This window comes from Geobacillus sp. DSP4a, assembly GCF_013096875.1.
Classification (GTDB): Bacteria; Bacillota; Bacilli; order Bacillales; family Anoxybacillaceae; genus Geobacillus; species Geobacillus thermophilus.
In genome coordinates this window covers 123,295-138,668 of the sequence record NZ_SDLD01000001.1, presented here as the reverse complement: position 1 = coordinate 138,668, position 15,374 = coordinate 123,295, and the positions used below count along the sequence as shown (strand labels likewise).

The following is a 15,374-nucleotide window of genomic DNA, read 5'->3' as shown; positions in this document are numbered from 1 at the left end:
AAGCTAGGTTGTTATTTTTCCTCTTCCACTAATTCGACCTTGTCACCGGCAATTTCCTCGAGCGCCTGGCCGACAAATTTTTTCGACACCGGCTTTTTCACCATCAGCTCCGCACCGTCCTGCAACTCGCGTGCCCGTTTGGCCACCACCGTGACAAGCTTATACTTGGAGTCCACTTTTTGCATCAGCAAATCGATGGAAGGATACAGCATCGTCATTCCACCCCCAACATCCGTTTATATCGCTCGGCGACGCGTTCGCGCCGGCAATGCTCAGCCGTGACAATCGCCTTGATCCGCTCGCAGGCGAGCTCGACTTCATCATTTTCCACGACATAGTCGTACGCATCCATCATTTCAAGCTCCTCTTTCGCCGCCCGCAGCCGATTTTCAATCAGCTCTTTCGACTCGGTGCCGCGTCCGATGATCCGCTTTTCAAGCTCCGTGAGACTTGGCGGGGCCAAGAAAATGAAGAGCGCCTCTGGAAACGCCCGCCGCACTTTCATCGCTCCTTGCACTTCGATTTCCAAAAACACGTCTTTCCCTTCGGCGAGCGTTTTTTCCACATAATCAATCGGCGTCCCGTAATAGTTGCCGACATACTCGGCCCATTCGAGCAGCTTGTTTTCCCGAATCATTTGTTCAAACTGCTCGCGCGTCCGAAAGAAATAGTCGACGCCTTCCACTTCGCCTTCGCGCGGCTTGCGTGTTGTGACGGACACTGAATAATGAAGCTTGATGTCAGGACGCGAAAACAGCGCTTTGCGCACCGTCCCTTTGCCAACGCCGGACGGCCCTGACATGACGATTAACAATCCACGTTCGCTTTTCAACGTTGAAAACCCTACCCTTCCTCGGAGAAATCATCGCTTCCGTACAAGCGGTTCGCCACCGTTTCCGGCTGTACGGACGATAAAATGACGTGATCGCTGTCGGTGATGATGACCGCGCGCGTTCTTCGGCCGTGCGTCGCGTCAACGAGCTTGCCGCTTTCGCGCGCATCTTGGATGATCCGTTTAATCGGCGCCGAATCAGGGTTGACAATCGTAATGATGCGGGTGGCCGACACCATATTTCCATACCCAATGTTAATAAATCTCATCATGACGCGCCCACCTGCCATATGTCATAGTTTTGCCGCCGGCAAGCCGCCTTAAACGGTTTATTCCACGTTTTGCACCTGCTCGCGCATTTTCTCAAGCACGCTTTTCATCTCAACGACTTGCGCGGCGATCAAGCTGTCGTTCGCCTTGGCGCCGATCGTGTTCACTTCGCGGTTCAGCTCTTGCACCAAAAAGTCAAGCTTCCTCCCGATCGGTTCGTCCGCCTCAAGGACGTCCGTCATTTGCGCCAAATGGCTGCGGATGCGTTTCAATTCCTCGTGAATGTCCGCCTTTTCCGCAAACACCGCCACTTCTGTGAGCAGCCGCGCTTCATCAACCGGAGAAGGCGCCCATTCGCGCAGGCGGCGCGCAAGCCGCTCGCGGTATTGCTCGACTACAAGCGGCGCCCGCTGCTCAATGACTTTCACCCCGGCTTCGACTTCATGAAGGCGGGCGCGCAAATCCGCGGCCAGCGCCTCCCCTTCGCGCCGGCGCATGGCCACAAGTTCCTTTGCCGCTTCATCGACAGCGGCCAAAAGCAACGGCTCGACCTGCTCGTTCGCTCCTTCCTCTTCCACCACTTCGACGGCCCCATCAAGCCGAAGCAGCTCGGCCGCCGTCACGCTGCCGTCAATGGCAAATCGCTTTGCGGCTTCCTGCACTCCGGCCCAATACTGGCCAAGCAAATCCCAATCGATATGTACGCTCCGTTTCACAAGCCCTTCTCCGGCGATCGTGACGAACACTTCCACTTTTCCGCGTCGCACGTACGGTGAAATTGCTTTTTTTATTTTATCCTCAAACACGAGCCATTGTCTAGGGAGGCGAATGGAAATTTCACAAAACCGGTGGTTGACCGATTTCATTTCCACCGCCACCGTCAAGCGGTCCGTTTTTTTCGTGCTCGCGCCAAAACCAGTCATGCTGTAAACCATGCCATCACATCCGTTGCGTCCGTCGTTGATGAAAAAGAAAAGGTCATAGAGCGCTCCTCTATCACCTTTTTTATTATAACATATCCATCCTTTTATTTTCTCGTAAAAAGCGAGCCGGCAAACAAAAAGGTCGGCAAGGCGGACAAACCGATGATGAGCAGCCAATCGACGGCCGCAAGCGGCTTCGTATGGAACACGGCAGCCAGCGGCGGGGAGTAGATCACGACCAGCAGCAACAGCAGCGACACGATCACCGCTGCAACGAGATACATATTGCCGAACGGACTGCGGTCAAAAACCGAATGGTCACAACGGCAGTCGAACACATGGATCAATTGGGCCAACACAAGCGTCGCAAACGCCGCTGTCTGGGCGTAAACGAGATCCGCGCCGCTCCGTTCATAGGCGGTCAGAAACGCAGCCAGCGTAACAACGCCGATCAAAAAGCCGCGGCTTACGATTTTCCAGCCGAGCCCGCGGGCGAACACCCCTTCATCGGGACGGCGCGGCGGCCGCTTCATCACGTTTTCTTCTGGTTGGTCGAGCCCGAGCGCCATGGCTGGCAAACCGTCGGTGACAAGATTGACCCATAAAATTTGAATCGGCACGAGCGGCAGCGGCAAGGCAAGCAGCATCGCAAACAACATGACGAGAATTTCCCCAACGTTCGAGGCGAGCAAGTAGCGGATAAACTTGCGAATGTTTTCGTAAATGTTGCGCCCCTCTTCGATCGCGGCCTCAATCGTCGCAAAGTTGTCATCCAACAAAACGAGCGACGCCGCCTCTTTCGCCACTTCCGTCCCCGACCGGCCCATCGCGACGCCGATATCCGCCGCTTTCAATGCCGGCGCGTCGTTCACCCCGTCGCCGGTCATGGCGACAATATGACCGCGGCGCTTAAAGGCGTTGACAATTTTCAGCTTATGCTCCGGGGAGACGCGGGCAAACACATAAATATTATCGACCTCGCGTTCGAGCTCATCGACCGACAGCTTCGACAACGTCGCCCCATCCATCACTTTTCCGCCAGGCGGGAGCACGCCAAGCTGTTTGGCGATGGCGGTGGCTGTCAACACATGGTCGCCGGTGATCATCACCGTTTTCATCCCCGCCTCTTTGCATCGCGCCACCGCCTGCTTCACCTCCGGCCGCGGCGGATCGATCATGCCGGCGACGCCGAGAAACCGAAGCTTCGTCTCCGCCTCCTTCTCCGACTCGATCCGTTCCGTTTCCGCAAGCGGCCGATACGCAATGGCAATCGTGCGCAAGGCGGAAGACGCCATCTGGCGAATCGCCTTCTCAATCGTCTCTTTCCACGCCGGGGTCAGCGCCTGCTCGCGCCCGTTCCATTCCAGGCGGTCCGCCCGCTCAAGCAGCACATCGGGCGCCCCTTTCGTCACAACGAACCGCCGCCCGTTCCGGTCGCGAATGATGACCGTCATCATTTTCCGCTCGGAATCAAACGGAAACTCCTGTTCGATCGTGTACTCACGCAAAAGCATTCCTTTCGCCAATCCAGCTTTGGCCGCCGCGACCAGCAGCGCTCCTTCCGTCGGATCGCCGTCGACGTAACGCCGGCCGTTTTCCTCTTTCAACTCCGAACTATTGCAAAGCACCCCCATTGTCAATAGGCGAGCGAGCTCGGGAACGCGGTTCGGATCAATCGTGCGCCCGCGCTCGGAAAACTCCCCGCGCGCTTCCAGCCCGACGCCGCTGACCGCAACGGTCCGCCCGCCTGCCCATACTTGCGTGACGGTCATCATGTTTTCCGTCATCGTCCCCGTTTTGTCGGAACAAATGACCGAAGCGCAGCCGAGCGTTTCCACCGCCGGAAGCTTGCGGACGATGGCGTTTCGTTTGATCATCCGCTGCACGCCAAGCGCCAAGACGACCGTCACAATGGCCGGCAACCCCTCCGGAATGGCGGCGACCGCGAGCGACACACCAGCCAAAAACATTTCATACAGGTCGTGCCCTTGAATGACACCTACGGCCACGACCGCTGCCGTCAGCGCCAATGCGACGACAAGCAAAATTTTCCCAAGCTGCTCGAGCCGGCGCTGGAGCGGGGTTGCCCCCGCATCCGCCTCTTCGAGCATCGTTGCGATTTGTCCCATCGCTGTTTTCATCCCAGTGGCGATGACAATCCCGACCCCATTCCCTCTTGTCACGAGCGTCCCCATAAACGCCATATTGTGCAAATCGCCCAACGACGCCTGTTCTGTATGAAGCGGGGCGGCGGATTTGGCCACCGGCACTGATTCGCCCGTCAGCGCCGACTCCTCGATTTCCAGGCCGGCCGCCTCAATCAAGCGGATGTCGGCCCCGACCCGGTCGCCGCTTGCAAGTCTCACCACATCGCCGACAACAAGCTCGCGCGTGGGGACTTTCACCCACTCCCCGCCGCGCAACACAACCGCTTGCGGAGCGGACAACCGTTTTAAGGCGGCAAGCGACTTTTCCGCCCGCCGCTCCTGGATAAACCCCAGGATGGCGTTCATGATCACGATGACGACAATCGCCACCGCATCCACATACTCGCCTAAAAACGCGGAAATCACCGTCGCCAAAAGCAACACAAGCACCATAAAATCTTGAAACTGGCGAAAAAAGACAACGATGGCCGACTCCTTCTTCCCTTCCGCCAGCTCGTTGTACCCGAACTGCCGCAGCCGTTTTTCCGCCTCCGCCGCCGTAAGCCCGGTTTTGACATTCGTCTTCGTCTCGTGCGCGACATCGCTTGCCGCGAGCGTATGCCATTGCATCTGTCTCCCTCCGTCCTTCCATTTTTTCGCACGCCGTTCCCGCTTCTCTATGCTTATTCATACATGTCCCAAAAAATGATAGTCCCCGCCATGATGTTTAGCGACACAAACATAAGGAGTCGTGGGGCCCTTTGCCACGCCATCTCCCCCATAAGGGAAAAAATCGTGTCAAAAAAGCGGGCCTCCCCATTTTATGCAACATGTTCGTCGGGCATCTTCGTCCGTCTTCAGGTAATATTCAAAGAAATGTTCAAAACGGCGGGTCGTATGGTAAGATCGAAATAGCAAACAACCGAAACAGAAAGGTGTTTTTCTATGTCGTTCGACGGAGTGTTTACTTATGCTATTGTCAACGAACTCGAAGAAGCGCTCACAGGGGGGCGGATCACGAAAATCCACCAGCCGTCGGCGTATGAGATCGTCATGCTCGTGCGCGCCCGCGGCCAGAATCATAAAGTGATGCTGTCGGCGCATCCGACGTATGCGCGCGTCCATTTGACAAACGAAACGTACGACAATCCGCCCGAGCCGCCGATGTTTTGCATGCGGCTGCGCAAACAGTTGGAAGGAAGCATCATCGAGTCGGTCCGCCAAGCCGATTTCGACCGCATCATCATCATCGATGCAAAAGGCCGCGATGAACTCGGCGATCTGCAGACGAAGCGGCTCATCATCGAAGTGATGGGCCGCCATAGCAACATTATCCTCGTTGATGCATCGACCAACACGATCATCGACAGCTTGAAACATTTGCCGCCATCGGTCAACCGCTACCGGACGGTGCTTCCCGGGCACCCGTACGTCGCTCCGCCGACGCACGGCAAGCTGAATCCGCTTGAAGCGACGGAAGAAACGGTGCTGAAAAAACTCGACTTTCACGCCGGCAAGCTCGCCCAACAGCTTGTCTCCGCCTTCAGCGGCCTTTCGCCGCTATTTGCCAACGAAGCCGTCTTCCGCGCCGGGCTCGCCAACCGGGCGACGCTGCCAAAAAGCTTTCTTTCGCTCATCGATGACGTGCGCGGCCGCCGCTTTGCCCCGATGATGTACACGAACGGGGAAAAAGAATGGTTTTACGTGTTGCCGCTTCGGCACTTGCAAATCGAAGGCCAGCCGTTTGCGAGCGCAAGCGAGCTACTCGACCGCTTTTATTTCGGCAAGGCCGAGCGCGACCGCGTCAAGCAGCAAGCCCATGACATCGAGCGGCTCATGGCAAACGAAAAAGCGAAAAACGAAAAAAAGCTCCTCAAGCTCGAACAGACGCTGGAGGAAGCGAAACAAGCCGACATGTATCGGCTGTACGGCGAGCTGCTCACCGCCCATTTGTACGCCGCAAAGCGCGGCATGACGGAAATCGAGGTCGCAAACTACTACGACGAAAACGGAGGCACGGTCACCATTCCGCTCGACCCGCAAAAATCGCCGTCCGAGAACGCGCAGCAGTACTTTCAAAAATACCAAAAAGCGAAAAACTCGCTCGCCGTCGTGCAACAACAAATCGAGCGGACGAAAGAAGACATCGCCTATTGCGACACGATTTTAAGCCAGCTCGAAACCGCCTCGCCGAAAGACATCGAGGAAATCCGCGACGAGCTCATCGAACAAGGCTACTTGCGCCCGCGCGCGGCCAAAGGAGCGAAAAAGCGGAAAACCGCCGTCCCTGAGCTCGACCGCTACATCGCAAGCGACGGCACGGAAATACTCGTCGGCAAAAACAACAAACAAAACGATTATCTCACGACCAGACTCGCCCATAAGGACGATGTTTGGCTGCATGTGAAAAACATCCCTGGCTCGCACGTCGTCATCCGGAGCAAGCAGCCGTCTGACGAGACGCTCCTCGAGGCGGCAAACTTGGCCGCCTACTTCAGCAAAGCCCGCCACTCCGGGTCGGTGCCTGTCGACTACACGCGCATCCGCTACGTGAAAAAACCGAGCGGCGCCAAGCCGGGGTTTGTCATTTATGAACACGAGCAAACGCTCTACGTCACGCCGGATGAAGAACTCGTCCGCGCCATGAAACAACGGCAAAAACAACAAGCGGCAAAACCATCGTAAACCCGCCCCAATGACCGCCCAACACGGCATCGGGCGATTCGCGCGAACTCCCGCAAACCGAAACGGTCCAGCGCCGCATCAAAGACAACGGGCTGTCTGTAAGACCAGCTGCATTGGCCTTATGGACAGCCCGCTTTGCAAACTTGTCGAGTCAACCACAAGCCGCCATCGCGAATGCAATTTGTTATCTTCAATCATCGTTGCCGTTTTGGATATGGTATAATAATGAAAAAAGCGAGGGAGATCCGATGAATCCAGAACCATCCAAACTGTATACGTATGCCGATTATATTCAATGGGATGGGCGTTGGGAGCTTATTGATGGAAAAGCTTACAACATGAGCCCTTCTCCAACGTGGGAGCATCAGTTTACCGTTATGGAACTATCGTTTGCGTTTCGTTCGTACTTTCAAAATAAAGATGGCTACGTTGCCATTGCTCCGTTTGATGTTCGTCTCTCCGAAAACGATGACTACACATATGCAAAACATGTCGTTCAACCCGATATTTCTGTCATTTGCAATCGAAACAACTTAACACCAAACGGCTGTTTAGGCGCACCAACACTCATTGTCGAGGTTCTTTCTCCGTCTACAGCATTAAAAGATCGAAATGAAAAATTTAAACTATACGAACAATTTGGTGTAAAAGAATATTGGATTGTTGACCCTTTGTATAAAACGATTGAAGTATTTGGGTTAGAAGATGGATTTTTTAAAAAAAGAGAAGCGTTTGGGGAAAATGAAACCATCATCTCTTTTCTATTTACCGATTTTTCTCTCGAGGCGAGGCGATTATTTTTTCAATAAAAATATCCGTATGACTTACACGTCAATGCTCTCATCCATGCCCAAGCCCTGCAGAATCCTTCGCTGATCAGGGGTGGTTTCCCCAGCCTGCGTTGGATTTGCCCATCCGGCAGTTCCAACAGAACGATTCTCACATACCAAAACCATTGAAAAATCGCTTGTCCGGTTGGTCGGGTCCGTTTCCGGCCGCCGTACCGACCGAAACGCTTTCCACGAGGCCGCGGTCATCATACGTAAAAGTAGCGCCGGCTCCGTTTCCTGTCGTGAAGTTTTGATTTTATTTTCTTGTAGAAGCTTGCATGAGTAAAAGATTTGTCGTCAAAATGGAGAAAGAATCCTAGTACTTCGGTGAACTTTCATCAAAAAGGGGCTTTTGCGTCAGCCCCTTTTCCCTTGCGTTGATGTTAGTTCCCCCACTCCTCCGGATTCTCCCGCCATTTTCGCAATGTCGCCAAGTCGTGCTCGCTGACGGCGCCAAGGCGGACGGCCGTTTCGATGAGGGTGTCGTAGTCGGTGAGCGTGTAGGCAGGCAAATTCTCTGCCGCAAACGCCTGTTTCGCTTTGTCGAGCCCGTACGTGAAAATGGCGGCGACGCCCAGCACCTCACAGCCCGCTTCTTTCAAGGCGCGGACGGCCGCAAGCGAGCTGCCGCCCGTCGAGATTAAGTCTTCGATGACGACGACGCGCTGGCCCGGTTCGGCTTTGCCTTCGATTTGTTTTCCTTTGCCGTGCGCTTTCGCCTGGCTGCGGACGTAGCACATCGGCAGCCCGAGCCGTTCGCTCACCCAGGCGGCGTGCGGGATGCCGGCGGTTGCGGTGCCGGCGATGAGATCCGCTTCGGGAAACTGGGTGCGGATGAGTTCGGCGAGGCCGGCGGCGATCAGGCGGCGCACGTCGGGGTAAGCGAGCGTCAGGCGGTTGTCGCAGTAAATCGGCGATTTCAAGCCCGAGGACCAGGTAAACGGTTCGTTCGGCTGCAGGGCGACCGCCCCGATTTCAAGCAATTTGGCGGCGATGTCGTGTTTCATTCTTTCTCTCCTCCGTTCCATTCGTGCTGCAGGCGTTCGTAGGCTTTCAGCGGATCGGCGGCGCGGGTGAGGCTGCGGCCGACGACAATGTAGTCGGCGCCGAGCTCGCGGGCGCGCTTTGGCGTGACGACGCGCACTTGGTCGTGCGCTGCCTCATCGGCAAAGCGGATGCCCGGGGTGACGGCGAGGAACGAGGCGCCGCACCGTTCTTTGATGAAGGCCGCTTCGTTCGCCGAGCAGACGACGCCATCAAGGCCGCTTTCGTTCGCCAAGGCGGCGTAATGGCCGACTGTTTCCACAAGCGGGCGGGAAATCCACAGCTCCTCATGAAGCATCCGCTCGTCCGTGCTCGTCAGCTGGGTGACAGCGATGCAGCGCGGCCGCATTGTTCCGCTTGGCGTGCCGGCGTCAAGCCCTTCGATGGCTGCTTCCATCATGCGCCGGCCGCCGGCAGCGTGGACGTTCACCAAATCGGCGCCGACACGGGCGAGCCCTTTCATCGCCTGTTTCACCGTATTCGGGATGTCGTGCAGTTTTAAGTCTAAAAAGACGGCATGCCCTTGTTCTTTGAGAAACGCGACGATGGCGGGACCTTCCTGATAGTACAGCTCCATGCCGACTTTCACAAACAGCGGCGTTCCGGCAAACGGCCACAAAAACCGCTCCACCTCTTGTTTTGATGGAAAATCAAGCGCGACAATGAACGGCGTGTGCACCGGTCTTCCAGCTCCTTCCTATGCATTCGGAAATGTGGCCGATCCCGAGTTCATCGAGCAGCGCCGGCAAGTCGGCGATGATCGTCGGGCAGACGAACGGGTCGACGAAGTTGGCCGTTCCGACGGCAACCGCGCTCGCGCCGGCATAGAAAAACTCAAGCACGTCTTCCGCTGTTTGAATGCCGCCCATGCCGATGATCGGAATCGACACCGCCTGGCTCACGTCGTAAATCATGCGGATGGCGATCGGTTTGACCGCCGGGCCGGATAAGCCGCCGGTGCCGTTGGCCAAAACGGGGCGGCCTGTTTTCACGTCGATGCGCATGCCAACGAGCGTATTGATCATCGTCAAGCCATCGGCGCCCGCTTGTTCAATCGCTTTTGCCATCGCCACGATGTCGGTGACGTTCGGCGACAGCTTCACGTACACCGGCACGGCGGACACTTGTTTGACAAGCCGCGTCAGTTCCGCGGCCACGTCCGGCACGGTGCCGAACGCAATCCCGCCTTTTTTCACGTTTGGGCAGGAAATGTTGAGCTCTAGCGCATGGACGTTCGGCGCCTGCGAGATCGCCTCGGCCACTTCGACGTATTCTTCCACCGTCGAGCCGGCGATGTTGGCGATGATCGGGACGTCAAACTGTTCAAGCCACGGCAACTCTTCTGCGAGCACTTTGTCAAGGCCGGGGTTTTGCAGGCCGATGGCGTTTAACATCCCCGCCGGCGTTTCTGCCACCCTTGGCGTCGGGTTGCCAAAGCGCGGCTCTTTTGTCGTCGCCTTGATCATAATGGCGCCTAACACGCTTAAATCGTAAAATTGGGCGTACTCGCGGCCAAACCCGAAACAGCCGGACGCCGGCATGATCGGGTTTTTGAGCGAAAGACCCGGCAGTTCAACGGCAAGCCGGTTCATAGCACCACCTCCCCGGCCCGAAACACCGGGCCATCGCTGCATACTTTTTTATACGCCGTCTCGCTCCCCGGCACATGGCAGACGCAGGCGAAACACGCCCCGACGCCGCAGCCCATCCGCTCCTCGAGCGACACGTACACCGGCCGGTTCGGAAACCGTTCCGCCAGCGCCCGAAGCATCGGCTTCGGACCGCAGGCGTATAAGACGTCAAACTCAAGCGAACGCGCTTCGATCACATCGGTGACGCGCCCCGGCGTTCCGTGCGAGCCGTCATCGGTTGCGACATACGTCGCCCCAAACGCGGCGAATTCCTCTTCATAAAAGACGGCCGCTTTCGTTTGAAACCCGAGCACACTCACCACTTTGACGCCGCGCTTTGTGAGCTGTTTCGCCAGTTCATAGAGCGGCGGGACGCCGATGCCGCCGCCGACCAGCAGCGCCCGGCCGCCCGCCGGCGCGGCCTCGAGCGGAAAGCCGTTGCCGAGCGGGCCGAGCACATCGACCGCATCGCCCGGCTGTTTTTGCGCCAACAGCGCGGTGCCTTTTCCTTCCTGGCGGTAGATGATCGTGCACTGTCCGCGCTCCCGATCGATATGGCAAAGGCTGAGCGGGCGGCGCAAAAGCGGATCGGCCGTTGCCGCTACCTTCACATGGACGAACTGGCCCGGCTGTTTCATCTGTTGCACGAGGCGGCCAGCAAGCGTCAATTCATACGTCCGCTCGGCGATCCGCCGCTGGCTTGCGACCGTCATTCGTTCGCGGCCGATCATGAGCGCACCAGCCCTTCCGTCATCGCTGTCGTTGAAAACGTCATCGATTCGAGCACTTGCAGCATCGCCCTTGCCGTATCAAGCGACGTCAAGCATGGGATGCCGTTTTCGACCGCTTCGCGGCGGATGCGGAAGCCGTCGCTTTCCGGCTGCTTCCCTTTCGTCAGCGTGTTGATGACGACTTGCGCCTTCCCTTGGCGGATGACATCTAAAATGTTCGGCGACGCCGAGTGGATTTTATTGACGACCGTCACCGGAATGCCGGCCGCTTTCAACGTTTCCGCCGTGCCGTTCGTCGCCAGCAGCTGATAGCCGATGTCGGCAAAGCGGCGCGCCAGCTCGACGGCTTCTTCTTTGTCTTTGTCGGCCACCGTCAACAGCACCGCCCCGTGCGGCTGGATCTGGATGCCCGAGGCGACGAGCCCCTTATAGAGCGCTTTTTCAAACGTCATGTCTTTGCCGATCACTTCGCCGGTCGATTTCATTTCCGGGCCGAGCGAAATGTCGACGTTGCGCAATTTCGCAAACGAGAACACCGGCACTTTCACGTACACGCCGGGGCGCACCGGGCAGACGCCCGTCTCATAGCCCATGTCGGCGAGCTTCGCCCCTAAAATGGCTTTCGTGGCGAGATTCGCCATCGGCACGCCGGTGATTTTGCTTAAAAACGGCACCGTGCGGCTTGAGCGCGGGTTCACTTCCAAGACGTAGACGTCGCTTCCTGCGACGACGAACTGGATGTTCAACAGCCCGACAATATGCAGCCCGCGCGCCAGTTTCACCGTATAGTCCGTAATTTTTGCGATGACGTCATCGCTTAACGTTTGCGGCGGATAGACGGCGATCGAGTCGCCGGAATGGACCCCGGCCCGTTCGATATGTTCCATGATCCCCGGAATGACGACCGTCTCGCCGTCGGCGATGGCGTCGACTTCGACTTCCTTGCCGGTGATGTACCGGTCAACAAGCACCGGGTGCTGCGGATTGACGCGCACGGCATGTTCCATGTAATGAAGCAGCTCTTCGCGGTTGTAGACAATTTCCATCGCCCGGCCGCCGAGCACGTACGATGGGCGGACGAGCACCGGATAGCCGATTTCTTCGGCGATGGCAACCGCTTCTTCGACCGAAACAGCCGTTTTGCCGGCCGGTTTCGGAATGCCAAGCTCTGAGAGCGCCTGTTCAAATTTGTCGCGGTCTTCGGCACGGTCCAAATCTTCAAGCGTCGTCCCAATCAAGCGGACGCCGCGCGCTTCGAGTTCCGCCGCCAAGTTGATGGCCGTCTGACCGCCGAATTGGACGATGACGCCGACCGGCTGTTCGAGGTCGATGACATGCATCACATCTTCAGCCGTCAACGGTTCGAAATACAGTTTGTCCGATGTGCTGAAGTCGGTCGAGACCGTTTCCGGGTTGTTGTTGATGATGATCGCCTCGTAGCCGGCTTGTTTGATCGCAAAGACGCAATGGACCGTCGCGTAGTCAAACTCAATCCCTTGGCCGATGCGGATCGGGCCGGAGCCAAGCACGATGACGCTCGGTTTTCCCGTCACGATCGATTCATTTTCTTCCTCGTACGTGCTGTAGTAGTACGGCGTTTCCGACGTGAACTCGGCCGCGCACGTATCGACCATTTTGTACACCGGCACGATGCCTTCCTGGCGGCGCAGCGCGTAAACGTCGCGCTCCGTTTTGTTCCATAATGCCGCCACCGCCGCATCGGAAAACCCAAGCGTTTTCGCCTTCTTTAGCACGTCAAGGTCGCCCGGATGGTTTTTCAAGACCGTTTCCATCTCGATGATGTTTTGAATCTTATGCAGGAAAAAGCGGTCAATTTGGCTCCATTCATGCAACGTATCGACCGCCACCCCGCGGCGGAGCGCCTCGGCGATGTAAAAGAGCCGCTCGTCGCCCGCCTTGCGGATCCGTTTTTCGATCACGTCATCCGCCGCGTTTTTTACTTCGTTCAATTCGAGATGGTGCACGCCGATCTCGAGCGAACGAACCGCTTTTAACAGCGATTCTTCAAACGTCCGGCCGATCGCCATCACTTCGCCGGTCGCTTTCATTTGCGTGCCAAGGCGGCGGTTCGCCGATTCAAATTTGTCAAACGGAAAGCGCGGAATTTTCGTGACGACATAATCGAGCGCCGGCTCGAAGCAGGCGTACGTTTTCCCGGTAACCGGGTTGATCATTTCATCAAGCGTCAACCCGACGGCGATTTTCGCCGCCAGTTTCGCGATCGGATACCCCGTTGCTTTGGACGCCAACGCCGACGAGCGGCTGACGCGCGGGTTCACTTCAATGACGTAATAGCGGAAGCTGTCCGGGTCAAGCGCCAGCTGGACGTTGCAGCCGCCTTCGATGCCAAGCGCGCGGATGATCTTAAGCGACGCGTTGCGGAGCAGCTGATACTCGCGGTCGCTTAACGTCTGGCTCGGGGCGACGACGATCGAGTCACCCGTATGAATGCCGACCGGATCGATGTTTTCCATGTTGCAGACGACAATCGCGTTGTCGTTGGCGTCGCGCATCACTTCGTATTCGATTTCCTTGTAGCCGGCGATGCTCCGTTCAAGCAAGCATTGGTGCACCGGACTCAGCTTCAGGCCGGTTGACACAATCTCGACAAGCTCTTCTTCGTTCGTGCAAATGCCCCCGCCCGTGCCGCCGAGCGTGAACGCCGGACGGACGATGACCGGATAGCCGATTTGTTCGACAAAGGCGTACGCTTCTTCCAAGCTGTGAATAATCGCGCTTTCCGGCACCGGCTCGCCAAGCTCGTTCATGAGAGCGCGGAACTGTTCGCGGTCTTCCGCTTTTTCGATCGCTTCAAGCTTCGTGCCGAGAATTTCGACGCCGCACTCCTCGAGCACCCCGGCTTTGGCCAGTTCCACCGCCAAGTTGAGGCCGGTCTGGCCGCCGAGCGTCGGCAAAATTGCGTCCGGCCGCTCCTTGCGGATGATGCGGGCGACAAACTCAAGTGTCAGCGGCTCCATGTACACTTTATCGGCGATTTCCGTATCGGTCATGATCGTCGCTGGGTTTGAGTTGACGAGAATGACTTTGTATCCTTCTTCTTTTAGGGCTAAGCACGCTTGCGTTCCCGCATAGTCGAACTCGGCGGCCTGGCCGATGACGATCGGCCCCGAGCCGATGACTAAAATCGTTTCGATGTCGCGGCGTTTAGGCATGGATGACTTCCCCTTTCTTGTTGAACTCACGGATGAGCGCCAAAAACTCGTCAAACAGCGAATTCGCATCTTCCGGCCCCGGCGACGCTTCCGGATGGTATTGCACCGTAAACGCCGGGAAATCGAGATGGCGGAGCCCTTCGACCGTGCCGTCGTTTAAGGCGACGTGCGTCACCTCAAGGCGCGTGCCGGCAAGCGATTCATGCGTGACCGTATACCCATGGTTTTGCGCCGTGATGGCAACTTTGCCGGTGCGCAAGTCTTTGACCGGATGGTTCGAGCCGCGATGGCCGAATTTCATCTTCTCCGTATTCGCCCCGCATGCCAAGGCGAACAGCTGATGGCCGAGGCAGATGCCAAAGAGCGGCGCTTTGCCCAAGATCCCGCGGATCATCTCGATCGCTTCCGGCACGTCTTTCGGGTCGCCCGGTCCGTTCGAGAGCATGACCCCATCCGGATGCCAGCTCAATACGTCTTCCGCCGTCGCATTGTACGGCAACACGATGACATCGCAGTTTCGCTTGTTCAGTTCGCGCAAAATGCCGTGCTTCATCCCAAAGTCGATCAAGACGACACGCTCGCCGCGCCCCGGGCTTGGGTAGGCGCTTTTTGTTGAGACGCGCCGCACTTGGTCGCGCGGCCACTCCATCGCCCGCAGCTTGGTCGCCGCTTCCGCCGGATGGACATCCAGCCCGCAAATCATTCCTTTCAGCGTTCCGTGTTGGCGGATGATCCGTGTCAGTTTGCGCGTGTCAATGCCCGCGAGTCCCGGAATGTCTTTTTCTTTTAAATACTCATCCAGCGTCAGTTCGCCGCGCCAGTTGGACGGCGTCACGCACGCTTCTTTGACGATGAATCCGTGCACGTACGGGCGGATCGCTTCAAAGTCGTCGCGGTTAATGCCGTAGTTGCCGATCAATGGATACGTCATCGTCACAATTTGCCCGCAATACGACGGGTCGGTCAAAATTTCTTGATACCCGGTCATGCCGGTGTTAAAGACGACTTCGCCGGTCGTCTCTTTCGTGCTGCCAAACGCTTCGCCGACAAAAAACGAACCGTCTTCCAAAATGAGCTGCCGTTTCAT

13 protein-coding genes and 2 pseudogenes are annotated in these 15,374 nt (G+C 57.1%); 2 read left to right on the top strand and 13 right to left on the bottom strand.

Features of this window, described 5'->3' with window-relative positions:
* Positions 1-11 precede the first annotated feature (11 nt).
* The 5 genes from rpoZ to ETC02_RS00695 all read right to left on the bottom strand — a co-directional run bounded on the left by rpoZ (position 12) and on the right by ETC02_RS00695 (position 4,802).
* Positions 12-212, bottom strand: a complete 201-nt coding sequence (gene rpoZ / locus ETC02_RS00715; protein WP_011230668.1) for a DNA-directed RNA polymerase subunit omega — start codon at positions 210-212, stop codon at positions 12-14.
* A gap of 2 nt (positions 213-214) precedes the next feature.
* Positions 215-832 carry a guanylate kinase gene (gmk, locus tag ETC02_RS00710; protein WP_080706534.1) on the bottom strand — a complete coding sequence of 206 codons (618 nt, stop codon included), beginning with the start codon at positions 830-832 and terminating at the stop codon, positions 215-217.
* Between the two features lie 11 nt (positions 833-843).
* The gene (remA, locus tag ETC02_RS00705) at positions 844-1,122 is read right to left on the bottom strand and encodes an extracellular matrix/biofilm regulator RemA (RefSeq protein ID WP_033011206.1); all 279 of its coding nucleotides are present in this window, start codon (positions 1,120-1,122) and stop codon (positions 844-846) included.
* Between the two features lie 39 nt (positions 1,123-1,161).
* Entirely contained in the window at positions 1,162-2,037 is an 876-nt protein-coding gene (locus tag ETC02_RS00700; protein ID WP_171697965.1) for a YicC/YloC family endoribonuclease, read from the bottom strand.
* 92 nt (positions 2,038-2,129) lie between these two features.
* Positions 2,130-4,802, bottom strand: a complete 2,673-nt coding sequence (locus ETC02_RS00695; RefSeq protein WP_171697964.1) for a cation-translocating P-type ATPase — start codon at positions 4,800-4,802, stop codon at positions 2,130-2,132.
* A gap of 315 nt (positions 4,803-5,117) precedes the next feature.
* On the opposite strand from ETC02_RS00695, the gene ETC02_RS00690 reads away from it, so the two are divergent.
* Both ETC02_RS00690 and ETC02_RS00685 read left to right on the top strand, forming a co-directional pair.
* A complete protein-coding gene (locus ETC02_RS00690) occupies positions 5,118-6,857 on the top strand; it encodes an Rqc2 family fibronectin-binding protein (RefSeq protein ID WP_063211171.1) in 1,740 nt (579 codons plus the stop codon).
* Between the two features lie 248 nt (positions 6,858-7,105).
* Positions 7,106-7,666, top strand: coding sequence for a Uma2 family endonuclease (locus ETC02_RS00685; RefSeq protein ID WP_063211169.1), 561 nt, complete (start codon positions 7,106-7,108; stop codon positions 7,664-7,666).
* Positions 7,667-7,681: 15 nt separating this feature from the next.
* Here ETC02_RS00685 and ETC02_RS00680 read toward each other — a convergent pair.
* The 8 genes and pseudogenes from ETC02_RS00680 to ETC02_RS00650 form a co-directional block, all read right to left on the bottom strand.
* A pseudogene (locus ETC02_RS00680) lies at positions 7,682-7,857 on the bottom strand (IS1634 family transposase); the annotation flags it as partial.
* Positions 7,848-7,940, bottom strand: a pseudogene (locus ETC02_RS18320) (RHS repeat-associated core domain-containing protein); the annotation flags it as partial. The pseudogenes ETC02_RS18320 and ETC02_RS00680, both read right to left, overlap by 10 nt.
* Before the next feature lie 130 nt (positions 7,941-8,070).
* Positions 8,071-8,694: an orotate phosphoribosyltransferase gene (gene pyrE / locus ETC02_RS00675; RefSeq protein WP_063211166.1), complete on the bottom strand. Its 624-nt coding sequence runs from the start codon at positions 8,692-8,694 to the stop codon at positions 8,071-8,073.
* Complete coding sequence (gene pyrF / locus ETC02_RS00670) at positions 8,691-9,410, bottom strand: orotidine-5'-phosphate decarboxylase (protein ID WP_050368484.1); 720 nt, start codon at positions 9,408-9,410, stop codon at positions 8,691-8,693. Before pyrF ends, pyrE begins: the two co-directional genes overlap by 4 nt.
* The gene (locus tag ETC02_RS00665; RefSeq protein WP_050368483.1) at positions 9,382-10,323 is read right to left on the bottom strand and encodes a dihydroorotate dehydrogenase; all 942 of its coding nucleotides are present in this window, start codon (positions 10,321-10,323) and stop codon (positions 9,382-9,384) included. Before ETC02_RS00665 ends, pyrF begins: the two co-directional genes overlap by 29 nt.
* Positions 10,320-11,093, bottom strand: a complete 774-nt coding sequence (locus ETC02_RS00660; RefSeq protein WP_033011284.1) for a dihydroorotate dehydrogenase electron transfer subunit — start codon at positions 11,091-11,093, stop codon at positions 10,320-10,322. Before ETC02_RS00660 ends, ETC02_RS00665 begins: the two co-directional genes overlap by 4 nt.
* Positions 11,090-14,287, bottom strand: coding sequence for a carbamoyl-phosphate synthase large subunit (gene carB, locus ETC02_RS00655; protein ID WP_033011285.1), 3,198 nt, complete (start codon positions 14,285-14,287; stop codon positions 11,090-11,092). Before carB ends, ETC02_RS00660 begins: the two co-directional genes overlap by 4 nt.
* Positions 14,280-15,374, bottom strand: coding sequence for a carbamoyl phosphate synthase small subunit (locus tag ETC02_RS00650; RefSeq protein ID WP_033011286.1), 1,095 nt, complete (start codon positions 15,372-15,374; stop codon positions 14,280-14,282). The genes carB and ETC02_RS00650 overlap by 8 nt, the downstream gene beginning before the upstream one ends.